This is a genomic window from Akkermansia sp. N21169 (genome assembly GCF_029854675.1).
In the GTDB taxonomy this organism is placed as follows: domain Bacteria; phylum Verrucomicrobiota; class Verrucomicrobiia; order Verrucomicrobiales; family Akkermansiaceae; genus Akkermansia.
Window position 1 is genome coordinate 354,777 of sequence record NZ_JARWNC010000040.1, and the last position, 12,668, is coordinate 367,444.

General features: G+C 39.5%; 11 protein-coding genes. All 11 read left to right on the top strand.

Going from position 1 to position 12,668, the window contains the following annotated elements; all coding sequences use genetic code 11:
• Positions 1-10 precede the first annotated feature (10 nt).
• The 11 genes from QET40_RS10650 to QET40_RS10700 all read left to right on the top strand — a co-directional run bounded on the left by QET40_RS10650 (position 11) and on the right by QET40_RS10700 (position 12,635).
• Entirely contained in the window at positions 11-1,003 is a 993-nt protein-coding gene (locus tag QET40_RS10650; protein WP_280127151.1) for a glycosyltransferase family 2 protein, read from the top strand.
• The gene (locus tag QET40_RS10655; protein WP_280127152.1) at positions 994-2,226 is read left to right on the top strand and encodes an FAD-dependent oxidoreductase; all 1,233 of its coding nucleotides are present in this window, start codon (positions 994-996) and stop codon (positions 2,224-2,226) included. Before QET40_RS10650 ends, QET40_RS10655 begins: the two co-directional genes overlap by 10 nt.
• A 132-nt stretch (positions 2,227-2,358) precedes the next feature.
• Positions 2,359-3,441, top strand: a complete 1,083-nt coding sequence (locus tag QET40_RS10660) for a glycosyltransferase (protein ID WP_280127153.1) — start codon at positions 2,359-2,361, stop codon at positions 3,439-3,441.
• A gap of 171 nt (positions 3,442-3,612) precedes the next feature.
• Positions 3,613-4,293, top strand: a complete 681-nt coding sequence (locus QET40_RS10665) for a PIG-L family deacetylase (protein WP_280127154.1) — start codon at positions 3,613-3,615, stop codon at positions 4,291-4,293.
• A gap of 16 nt (positions 4,294-4,309) precedes the next feature.
• Positions 4,310-5,488 carry an ATP-grasp domain-containing protein gene (locus QET40_RS10670; RefSeq protein ID WP_280127155.1) on the top strand — a complete coding sequence of 393 codons (1,179 nt, stop codon included), beginning with the start codon at positions 4,310-4,312 and terminating at the stop codon, positions 5,486-5,488.
• Positions 5,489-5,527: 39 nt separating this feature from the next.
• Positions 5,528-6,625, top strand: coding sequence for a glycosyltransferase family 4 protein (locus QET40_RS10675; protein WP_280127156.1), 1,098 nt, complete (start codon positions 5,528-5,530; stop codon positions 6,623-6,625).
• Positions 6,613-7,908, top strand: a complete 1,296-nt coding sequence (locus tag QET40_RS10680) for a hypothetical protein (RefSeq protein ID WP_280127157.1) — start codon at positions 6,613-6,615, stop codon at positions 7,906-7,908. The genes QET40_RS10675 and QET40_RS10680 overlap by 13 nt, the downstream gene beginning before the upstream one ends.
• Entirely contained in the window at positions 7,905-8,819 is a 915-nt protein-coding gene (locus tag QET40_RS10685; protein ID WP_280127158.1) for a glycosyltransferase family A protein, read from the top strand. The genes QET40_RS10680 and QET40_RS10685 overlap by 4 nt, the downstream gene beginning before the upstream one ends.
• Positions 8,816-9,754, top strand: a complete 939-nt coding sequence (locus QET40_RS10690; protein ID WP_280127159.1) for a hypothetical protein — start codon at positions 8,816-8,818, stop codon at positions 9,752-9,754. The genes QET40_RS10685 and QET40_RS10690 overlap by 4 nt, the downstream gene beginning before the upstream one ends.
• Before the next feature lie 13 nt (positions 9,755-9,767).
• Positions 9,768-11,078, top strand: coding sequence for a UDP-glucose/GDP-mannose dehydrogenase family protein (locus QET40_RS10695; protein WP_280127160.1), 1,311 nt, complete (start codon positions 9,768-9,770; stop codon positions 11,076-11,078).
• A gap of 543 nt (positions 11,079-11,621) precedes the next feature.
• Positions 11,622-12,635 (top strand): glycosyltransferase family 2 protein, encoded by a 1,014-nt coding sequence (locus tag QET40_RS10700; RefSeq protein WP_280127161.1) that lies wholly within the window; start codon positions 11,622-11,624, stop codon positions 12,633-12,635.
• Positions 12,636-12,668: the final 33 nt, after the last annotated feature.

Here is a 12,668-nt window from a genome sequence, read left to right on the forward strand (position 1 = left end):
ATTGATTTTTATGAATAAAATTCTTACTATTACAATTCCTGTATATAATATGGAAAGATATCTAGATAGATGTCTTTCTTCCCTATTTCTTCCTGAATGTGAGAACAATATTGAAATTTTGATAATAAATGATGGTTCTTTAGATGCATCCCAAGATATTATTGATTTATATACATTACAATACCCTAAACTATTCCGCGCTATTCATAAAGAAAATGAAGGCTGGGGATCATGTATAAAACTTGCAATAGGAGAAGCAAAGGGAAAATATTTCAAGGTTCTTGACTCAGACGATTGGTTTAATAGTGCGGCTTTTAGAGAATTTATCGACGTGCTTGAAAAAAAAGATGCTGATATTATTGGTACAGGAATGACAGAAGTATATGCTGATAAAACGTATCTCTGCAAGAATTATCCAGACGAAATATGCAATAGGTATTGGACTCTAGAGGAATATTTGCGCAAAAAAAACAATCTGCAACATGATTTTCCTCTCTCGAGACTAACATACAAAACAAATATATTAAAGGAAAATAAATTCACAATAGGAGATAAATATTATTCTGATATTGATTTTAATTTGCAGCCTCTAGTTTTTGTTAAAAAAATATATATATCATCGTTAAATTTGTATTATTATGATCGTGGAATAGAAGGGCAAAGTACATCTAAAAAAGGGTATATTAATCATTTTGACGATTATAAGGAAATGACTTGTAGATGTGTGAGATTTTTTTCAAAGTATAAAAAATGTTTAAATGAAACTTTGCGAGATTTTTTTGAATCATATATTATTTCTCATTGTGTTTTTGTATATAAATTTTACTTGAAACAAGGGGGAGGTGAATTGAATATTTTAGAATTCGATAATTTTATAAAATTGTCGGATCTTAATATATATAATAAGCTTAACGGCAAAAAAATTATAAGTATAATCCCATTTATATTTATTTGGAGAAAAACTGGAATTAATGTTTATAAATTATTAAAATTATGGATATAATTATAGGATCAGGAATGTCAGGACTTACTTATGCTTCTAAAACTTCAAATGAATATATTATTTTAGAAGCAGATAGTAAAGTAGGAGGTTATTGTAAAACAATCAAGAAAGACGGATTTGTATGGGATTATTCAGGACATTTTTTTCATTTTCAAAATAGAGATATTGAAGAATATGTTTTTGAAAATATTTCTGTAGATGAAATTTTAAAGTGCATCAAACACACGCAAATTTTTTACAAAGGAAATTACATTGATTTCCCATTTCAAAAAAATATTCATCAACTCTCAAAAGAGGATTTAATAGAATGTTTGTATGATTTGTTTGTAAACCCATATGTCAATCATTCTTCATTTAAAGAAATGCTTTATGCTAAATTTGGTAAAAGTATTGCAGAAAGTTTTCTTGTTCCATATAATCAAAAACTGTATGCATGTGACTTAGATACTCTAGATTCTGATGCTATGGGAAGGTTTTTTCCATATGCAGAAAAAGAGGAAATTATTGCTAATTTTAAAAAATCAACTAATAATTATTATAACTCTTTCTTTATCTACCCGAAAGGAGGGGCGATACAATATATTAATTCTTTAATGAAAAGAATTAATAATAATCGCATATTTCTAAATGAACAAGTTGTTTCCATTGATTTAATAAATAAAAAACTATATACCAATAAGCGATCTTTAGAGTATACAAATATAATTTCCACAATTCCTTTTAATAGGCTTCTGGCTATATGTAATATTTCTTTTGATGCTACCATTTATTCATGGAATAAAGTTCTTGTATTTAATCTTGGGTTTAATAAAAAAGGAAGGGATATAGAAAATAATTGGATATATTTCCCTGGAGACGATGTGTGTTTTTATCGAGTTGGATATTATGATAATATTTTCGGTGATTCACGGATGTCCTTGTATGTAGAATTAGGTTTTCCTCGTGATGCTTTTATTGATAAAAAATCTTGTTTACAACAGGTATTAGAAGACTTAACGAAAGTAGGCATTGTTGAAAATCAACAATTAATTGCTCATCATAGTGTTATCATGGATCCTGCTTACGTGCATATTAGTAAAGATTCTCAACAAGATGTTAAAAATAAAAAAAGATTTCTTAAGGAATATAATATATATTCTATTGGACGTTATGGTAGTTGGACCTATTGCTCCATTGAAGATGGGATGAAAGAAGCTGTTGAACTTGCTAAAAAATTACAGTAAATGAATATATTATTTACATATATAACGCCATTCCATCCTGATCGAGGGGGGATAGGTCGTATAACAGACTCCCTAACTAGAGAATTTCTAAAGCGGGGTCATCAGGTCTATTACCTCATTTATGACAGTTCCGTGACAGAGAAACATGTATATCCGTATCCGGTTCCTCTTGAATATTTTCCATCACGCCTTCTTCTTTCAAAAGAAAATTTGGAATTCTATCATTGTTTTTTAGAAAAGAAAAAAATTAATATTGTTATTAATCAAAGTGGTAATTTTAGTGATAGTTTTCTTTATTTAAATAAAGGAGAAAGTTCGGTAAAAATTATTTCTGTTTTGCATTCTGCTCCAAGTGTAGCATATAATTCAATTTGGCATGAAATTTATCCATTAAGGAATAAATTTTTTATTGAAAAATTAAAGCGTATTGCGAGGATGGTATTATATCCAAGAATAAAATATAGATATCGCAAATCAAGAATTAATCAATTTAAAAAAATGTTGCCTCTTACAGATTATATCTGTACATTATCTCCTAATTTCTTTCAAGAAATTTCGTCATATTGTTCTGGCTATGAAAATAAGTACATTGCAATTCCTAATCCTAATACATATTTAGAAGAACAATTAAAAATTATTAAGACAATCAAAAAAAGACCTCAAGTATTATATTCTGGTCTTTTAGTGCAAAATAAGAGAGTTGATAGATTAATTCGCGTTTGGCGCTCTCTCGAAAAAGATTATCCAGATTGGAAACTTATTATTCTGGGTGACGGGGATGCTAACTATGTCGATACATTAAAAGAACTTGCTTCGAAGTGCCATAATATTTCATTTGAAGGGTTTCAAAAACCTCTATCTTACTATTTAAATTCAAGTATATTATGCTTGCCTTCGAATTATGAAGGATGGGGAATGGCAATTACAGAGGCAATGCAATGCGGAACAGTTCCAGTTGTTTTTGACTCTTTTGCTTCAGCAAGAGATATAATAGAGCATGGTAGAAATGGCTTATTGATTTCTCCCTTTAATTTACACGAATTAGAATGTGCTTTGCGCTTGTTGATGACTAATAATGAATTAAGGAAAGAAATGGCAGAAAACGCACGAATAGATGTGAAGAGATTTTCAATAGATAGAGTATGTAGCATGTGGGAAAAATTATTTGACAATATACTTATAAATGAAAATCTATCTACTATAGAAAATAAATAATTTATATATTATAAGTTATCGATTGACAAACGACTTCGTTTTATGGATGTTTTGCAATTATGTTCGAAATATTTATCCGTTTTAATCAAATAGATGAAACTCATATTGCTCAATATAGCTAAACGAGTAAGAATTTTTTGGATGAAGAGTCGAATAAAAACTCTCCCTCAGATGAATCTGAAGTTTAAAAGGTCTGTTATTATTGCTCCGCATCCTGATGATGAAGTATTGGGGTGTGGTGGATTAATTACGAAATTGATTGCTAGAGGGAATGCTCCGTATATTATTATTATGACAAGAGGAGAGGGGTCTCATCGCGCATGTTGCGCAATTACTAAAGAGGACATTATGAAGGCTCGTCGGCAATTAACCATCCAGGCCGCACAAATTTTGGGATTGCCATTTGATCATATTTATTGGTTAAATTATCCAGACGGTGAGGTGGATTATAGGAATACGGAAGAAACTACTAGGCTTCGCAGTTTATTGACTCAGCTGAAATGTGATGCAGTTTTTATCCCTCACCGAGGAGAAGGGTGGAATGATCACATTAAAACGGCACAAATAGTAAGAAATATTGTGCAGAAGGAAGTCGAACTGTATGAGTATTGCGTATGGCTATGGTATTATAATGTTTGGAACCTTGATTGGTGTAATGCTCGGCAATTGGATATGAACAACAAAGAATATTCATTAAAGAAAAAAGCAGTTGCTCAGTATGTTTTACCGAGAGCCTTATGTGGAAAACCCTGGAGCGGAAAACTACCCAGCGTTTTTTTGAAAGCGAATAGTTGGAACAGGGAACTGTATTTCAAAACGGATGGGCGACAGGCTCTTATGGATGAGCGATAAGAATCTTGGTAACATCATGAATCCCGATTTTATCATCTACGGTTCAGGCAATTATAACAGCCTTGGGGTTCTCCATTGCATGGCCTCCAAGGAGATTAAGGCGTTTCTCCTGTTAATCGGCTCAGGAAGAAATCCATTCAAAGGGGAAGTAATCCGCTTTAGCAAATTTGCGCGCTGCCTTCATCTTGTGAAGGACGAAGAAGAAGGCCTCCGGTGGCTGTTATCCCACCGCCGGAATTTCCCAAAGGGAACTATCGTTTATCCGACCTCCGATACCGCCGAATCATTATTGGATCTGCATTATGATGAATTGATTGATCACTTCATTTTCCCTAATGCGGGAAAAGCGGGAAAAGTGACGCAACTGATGGAAAAAGACAGGCAAACGCTTGATGCGGCCCAGACAGGAATACGTACCTTATGGAGCATATATACGACGTCTCCCGAATTTGAATCGGCTCAAATCACCTATCCCTGCATGATAAAACCCATTAAGAGCATTACTGGAAGCAAAGGAGACATGAGGGTTTGCCATACCCCGGAAGAATTAAACAGGGCAATCCAATCGGCTCAAAGTACCAAAGATTTCATTGTACAGCAATATATTTGCAATGAATCGGATTTATTGTTTCTAGGAATCCGTTTTGCTGATGGAACGATCACTATACCGGCTGTCATCAAAAAACCCGGTGTCTCAAGCACCGGAGAATATACTCATGCCATTGTTTCCACCGCCGTAAAAGAATGCCTTCCCGAGTTAGAAAATGTCAAAAATTACGTCAACACTCTGGAGTTTACCGGACCATTCAGTATCGAATTCGGATTAGAAAAAGGTAAAAACTATTTCTTTGAAATCAATCTGCGCAATGATGGTACTTCCCACTATCCATTAGCAGCGGGAATCAACATACCTTATATCTGGTATCTTTCCTGCAAAGGGACATTGAAGGCTGAAGACTTGTCTTGCCGTGACTCGGAATATGAAATGATTGACGAGATTTTTGACATACGCCGAGTATTGTCACATGAACAGACCTTGAGCCAATGGTATCGACGGCTTTTTTCAGCCGGAGCTTATCGTTATTATGTTTCTTTTGATCCTCTTCCGGCGTTCATGTTGTTTCCCATGTTCCTGTCCCACATCTTTCAAAAAATCATACGTACAGCGACTGGTTTCATCAAAAAAACTTCATAAACATATCCCATGACCATTCTCATCTGTATACCCTGTCTCATGATAGGAGGTACCGAGATTCAGACACTGAATCTCGTGCAGGCGCTTGTATCCGGGGGACACCAGGTCGTCACCGCTTGTTATTTCGAGTATACGCGGGAAATGGTGGAAAGATACAAGGCTGCAGGAAGTGAAGTCGTTTTGTTTGAACCAACGAGAAAACGCATTGGAGGCTGGCGAGGCGTACTCTTTCTTTACCGGCATCTGAGACAATGCGTGCGGAAATATAAGCCGGATATCGCTCATGTGCAGTACATGGCTCCGGGCGCAACGCCATGCCTCATCCTCAAACTGCTGGGAGTCCGGACAATTTTTGCCACGGCACATACGGATGCCCGGATTTACCGTAGCTTGCGCCTGTTGCATTTCCTGCAACGTCAGGTCATTGATGTTTTCACCTGTATCACACTGCGGGCAGAACGGGAATTCTTCGGTTCTTCTCTTTTGTACAAGGAAGATATCAAGCTGCCTCCGCATGCTCATATAACTATTTACAACGCCCTATCAGAACACCTAGAACCGCGACGGACAGAACGTTCCTTATCCGCTTCTCCAACAATAGGCGTAGCCGGACGTCTGGAACACATCAAGGGGATGGATCTGGTTCTGCCTGCCTTCGCATGGCTGCGCGACCAAATCCCGGATGCCAAGCTGCTGGTGGTGGGGGACGGCAGCCTCCGGGAACGCATGCGCCGCCAGGCGGAGGAACTCCATGTTCAGGATTCCGTCGAATGGGCAGGCCGCCAGCTTCAGGAACAATTGGCGGCTTTTTATGATCGCATGGATCTTTTCTGGATGCCTTCCAGAAGTGAGGGATTCGGTCTCAGCGCACTGGAAGCAATGGCGCGGGGCTGCCCGGTCATCGCCTCTGATGTGGGAGGACTGCCGGAGCTGATCCGGGACGGGGGGGGCGGACTCCTGGTTCCCATGGGGGACCGGGAAGCTCTGGCGATACAATCGCTAGAGGTACTATCCTCTACTGAAAGATGGCAGCAAATGAGCCGGGCGGCGCGGGTGCGCGCCGCGGAGTTTTCCATGGAGCGGTTTTCCCGCCTGATGAACAATCTTTATCATCAAACGTTGAAATGTTTGTACTGAATTATTTTTACTTCCTGGTCCTGACATTCCTGCTGTTCCAGTACCTTCAAATGAAGAGTAAGTTGGTCCGGCATCCGTTGGATGGAAAACAACTGTTGAGTTTCAGCGGGCCAGAACTGTTCTGGACGCTCCTGTTTTCCACGGGGTTGCTGGCTCTTTCTGCCCCCGCCGGGCTGGACCTAATGGCCCTGAGGCTTTTTTCCCTGGAATTGTTTTGTCTGGTCTGCCTAAAAGTTTCCCGGACATGTGCCATCTGGTCTCTTCCCCTTGCTCTCTACGTTATTTTTCTGTTGTGGCTGGTTGCCGGCCTCCTCTATGCCCCGTCCATGACCTATGGCGTGCGGGTTATTCTGAAATACCTGTATCCTTTGCTGATTGCCCTGACGGCTTCCGCCGTCGTACGCGATGGAGAAGTCTTCCTGAAATCGTCCCTGGGTGCGAGGACGGTGGCTATCATCTGCCTGGTTGTCAGTTTGATCCCTTTTTCCGGACTGCTTCTTCCCGGCGTTTTTTGGTACGCAACGGCCCGGGCCATTCATTTCATTCCCATGTGCATGCTCAGTCTGGCAATGTTTTTCTATATGGGGCACAAACGCAAGGATATGTTCATGGCAATCATGTTTACCCTTCCCTGCCTGCTTTGGGTCTTCCGTACCAGTATCATGGGAACGGTCGTCGGTCTCATGGCGTTCTCCCTGTTCCGATACAAACTCAAGGCTCTTCCGGTGATCGCCTTGATCGGCACCATAGGAATTTGTACCGTCTTTTTTATTCCCCCCGTTAAGGAGAAAATGTTCAAAAGCGATGAAGTCACCCTGACCAACTTCATGAATGGGCAAGTCAGCAAGGACGATATAGAAAGCAACGCTCGTTTTGCCATGTGGGCGTATTTTGAAAAGCGCTTTTACATCGGCAAGGAACTGCAGGGAGCCGGAACAGGAGCCTGCCAGCATCATTTTTACAACAACTTCTTGTTTGGAGGATTGAAAGTCATGCACAGCGATATCGTCCAAATGAAATGCGACAACGGCATGATTGCCGTTATCCTGTATTATTCGTCCATCCTGATGATGATCGCTCATGCCTTTATTATTTTTTCATGCTGCCGTTCCCCCTTGATCAAGGTGTGCGCTCTCACGACCGGGGCTTCCCTGGCCGGCGTAGCCGCCACCATGTATTCCGACAATGTCGTGAATTATTCCATGTGTACCCTGGCTTATCCCTTCGGATTTTATGGGATGATGCTGGGCCAGCTAAAAGGAGAAAGGAAAACAGGAACATGATCAGCGTCATTATTCCCTTGTACAATAAGGAACAGCAAATCGCGGATACCTTGGCATCCGTGTTGAAACAGTCCTTCAAGGATTTTGAAATTGTCATTGTAGACGATGGATCCACTGACAGAAGTGTGGAAAAAGCGTTCAGTGTTCGGGACGCCCGTATCCGCCTAGTGAGGCAGGAAAATGCCGGAGTCTCCGCTGCTCGCAATCGGGGCGTGGAAGAATCCCGTTTCGACCTAGTCGCTTTTCTGGATGCGGACGACTGCTGGAAACCGGACTACCTTCAAACCCAATATGAACTCTCACGGAAATATCCTCAGTGCGATGTCTTCGCCTGCAATTATGAGTTTGTGCATGCCGACGGTTCCATTCATCCCACGATCATACGGAAACTGCCGTTTGAAGGGCAGGATGGTATTCTAGATAATTATTTCGAGGTAGCGTCTTGTTCACATCCCCCTATTTGTTCCATTTCCATCATGGTGCGTAAAACGATCCTGCAACAAATTGAAGGTTTTCCGCTCGACATTCGTTCCGGGGAAGACCTCCTCACCTGGGCGAAGTTAGCCTGTACTAGTCAAATTGCCTATAGTAAAACAGTAGGTGCAGAATTTCATGTAGCAGGATACGCCCTATCAGATGTCCCGAAACGTCTGCCTGATCCCAACAACCAAGTAGGTCTGGAGTTACAGAAACTGCTTAAAGATCGACCTATTTCAGGATTGTCGCGATATATATCTCACTGGTATAAGATGAGAGCATCAATTTATATGCGATTAGGAATGAGGAATGCGTGTATTTGTGAGATTTTTCGGGCATTATATTATGATTTTTCTAATTATAAATTATATATTTATTCAATATTAATCCTAGTTCCTAAATGCTTGAGACATAAAATACTTTCAAAATTATGAACATTAGTCCCATCTGTCTTTTTGTATATAACCGTCCCCAAGAAACAAAAGCCATTCTGAAATCTCTATCTGCTTGCCGTGGTGCGGATAGGCATCCTTTATTTATTTTTTCGGACGGACCCAGGAATGAGCAAGCTCTTGAGGCGGTGAAGGCAGTTCGAGAAATTATTCATCGTCCTATGAAATTCCTTTCCGTTGAATACTATGAATCGGTAGATAATAATGGACTTGCAAAGTCAATAATTAATGGTGTCGGTCGGATTTTAGAGCAATATGAACAAGTTATTGTGTTAGAGGATGATCTCTTGTTATCAGTTGATTTTTTAGAATATATGGAAAATGCACTTGAAGTTTATAAGAGTAATTCTCTCATTTGGTCTATATCGGGATATTCTCCTGATATTACAATTCCATTAGATTACAAGCGCGAGACATATCTTACACCGAGAGCTTCTTCATGGGGATGGGCTACCTGGCGAGACAGGTGGGAAGGAATAGACTGGGATGTCAAAGACTATTTCCAGTTTTCTCGATCTCGTGAACAGCGGAAACAATTTGATATGGGGGGAAACGACCTGAGCCGTTTGCTGGATTTGCAGCAGCGTGGTCGCATTAGTTCCTGGGCCATTCGTTGGTGTTATGCCCAGTTCGTCAAGAGGATGTACACGGTGTATCCTGTCAAATCAAAAGTTTCTAATCAGGGATTTGGACAAAACGCAAGTCATGCGGGCTGGAATGATACTCGCCATAAAGTATCTCTCGATTCTACATCACTAGAAATACTTCCGGATATCCAGCCGGATTTTAGAATAATGGAGTCTTTTAAAAACCATCAGGATCTTGGGGTAATTAGTAAAATTGGCTACTTTTTACGCCTGCATGGATTAGGTTATAAGGTCCTACAACGTTTTTTTAAATTAATTATTAACCGTTAAATAAAATATATAAATGAATATTGTCATAGTAGGAACAGGATATGTGGGGCTTGTCAGCGGAACATGTTTCGCTGAGATGGGCAATACGGTCACATGTGTTGATGTTAATAGCGAAAAGATCGATCGCTTAAAACAGGGAGTGATGCCGATCTATGAGCCAGGACTTCAGGATCTTGTTGTACGCAACTCAAAAGAAGGAAGATTGACATTTTCTACCTCGCTTGAAGAGTGTCTTGACGGTGCTGATGTTGTTTTCTCGGCTGTTGGTACTCCTCCCGATGAAGACGGCTCGGCAGATTTACGATATGTGCTGGAGGTAGCACGTACTTTTGGGAGGCATATTAAAAAATATACGCTTCTAGTGACTAAAAGTACGGTTCCTGTCGGAACGGCCAATAAAGTCCGTTCTGTTATTCAGGAAGAGCTGAAGGTACGAGGTTTGTCCATTCCTTTCGGGGTTGCAAGTAATCCTGAATTTTTGAAAGAGGGAACGGCAATTGAAGATTTTATGAAACCTGATCGCGTTGTTGTTGGCGTTGACGACGAAGAGTCGTGTCGCATCATGCGTGCTTTATATCGTCCATTTATGCTGACAGGAGATCGTGTTCAGATTTGTGATATTCCCAGTGCTGAAATGATTAAATATGCGGCGAATAGTATGCTGGCTACCCGCATATCGTTCATGAACGACATTGCTAATTTATGCGAGTTGGTAGGCGCTAATGTCGATGCTGTGCGAAAAGGAATTGGAAGTGACCTTCGTATCGGGAAAAAATTTCTGTATCCGGGTTGTGGCTATGGTGGATCCTGTTTTCCCAAGGACGTTAAAGCTCTGATTTACACCGGGAAAAGTCTGGGGTATCCTATGCAAGTATTGGAAGCCGTGGAACGAGTTAATGATGCACAAAAAAATGTGTTGTTTTCTAAACTACGCAAACTCCTGCCGAATTTGGCTGGCAAAAAAATTGCCTTGTGGGGATTGGCTTTTAAGCCGGGTACCGACGATATGCGTGAGGCTCCATCTCTGACTCTCATTGATGCTTTACTCAAAGCTAAATGCCAAGTTTGTGCCTTTGATCCTGTTGCCTTGGGCGAGGCGAAAAGAAGGCTGGGACATAAGCCTGTTGAATTGCGTGCAGATATGTATGAAGTTCTTGTTGATGCAGATGCTCTTGTAATCGTAACCGAGTGGAAGCAATTTCGGGTTCCGAGTTGGTCTGTTATGCGCAAAATTATGAAAGGACGATTGATTGTCGATGGACGTAATATGTATGATCGCCAGGAAGTGATTGAAGAAGGGTTTACTTATGAGAGGATTGGGTAATAAAATGAAAAAGAGAAATATGGGAAATATCCTTTTTATTGTTCCTTTGCCGCCACCCGTTCATGGTTCCAGTTTGATGTGTCGCCAAATTCAGCAGAGTGAAATGATCAATAGTACATTTGATTGTACTTATGTTAACTTGTCTACTTCGAGGAGTAATGCGGAAGTAAACAAATTTACTCCTTGCTTATTAATTAAAAAAAGCATAAGGTTTTTTAAAATATATCTGAATGTGTTTTGGCATTTGTTGACGCATCACCCTGATATAGCTTACTTGTCTATTACCTGTCATGGAATAGGTTTTCTGAAAGACGCTCCTTTTGTCCTACTCTGTAAATCATTTAATTGCAAGATTGTTCTCCATCAGCATAACAAAGGAATGAAGGATTATGTGCACAAACCTATTTACAGATGGCTATTGCCATTTGTCTATAAGAATAGCACAGTTATTTTGCTCTCCTGGTTGTTATATGATGATATTTCACTTGTAGTTTCTAGAAGCCAAATACGTATATGTCCTAATGGAATTTAAATTGAGATATTATGAAAAAACCATATATAACTATTATTATCCCCATTCATAATGGTGAGAATGAAGTGATGAATGCTATTGATAGTATTTATTCACAAAAAATCACGTCTGATGATTTTGAGGTCATTTGTATTGACGATGCATCCACGGATGAAACATTTCGACTTCTTCGGTCTCTGCAAAAAAGTAATCTAAAAATTATTCATCACTCATCTAGTAGAGGAAGAGGAGGTGCTTGCAATCATGCTGTTGATGTTGCTAAAGGAGAGTATATTTTATTTTGTGATCATGATGATGCTTTTATGCCTGGCAGCTTGCGGCAAGTCATTGCTCTACTTATTAGTGAGAACTCTCAAGGAGAGTTATTAGATTTACTGATGTGTGATCACGTGAGAAGTGATGATACAACAGGTAGGATGTATTATACTCATAATTCTTCTATAAAGATGAAAGGGACTGAATTCATATCAACTCAAAAGGTTCCGTGGACGCCGTGGATGTATGCTTATCGTCGACAGTTTCTAATAGAGCAAAATATTCGTTCTAGAGAAAATGTGAGTTTTGATGATACTGACTATGTGCTTCGGTGTACGGTAAGAGCTATGGCGATGAAATATGAACCTATTTGCCTTTATAGATATAGTGTAGATTGTAGACCAGGGCAATCAGTGAAGGTAGGTAATAATATTCGAAAAATAGAACAGCTTTTTATGACTTGTAAAGCAATTCAAGAAGAAGTAGTTCTATACATTTCCCAAGATAAAGTTGTTGCCTCTGCCCTTTTGGGGCACTATTCTTATGCTTATGGTATGAATATTTTACGTTATTTTTGGCGCATTTCGTTTTCGGAAAGAAAAAGATTACTGAAAGACTATCCTGCTTTCTTTATTGGTGTTCCAAAACGATTGCAGGATTGGATAACATGGGGTGCATATAAGGCACCTTTATTACTTGCGCTCTCTTGTTCTTTAGGGATTCCTTTATTTAAAATGGTTGAACTGGTAAGGAAAATAATTAAAAATTAATCTATTTATAATTAAAATGCCCCCCCCCCCCCC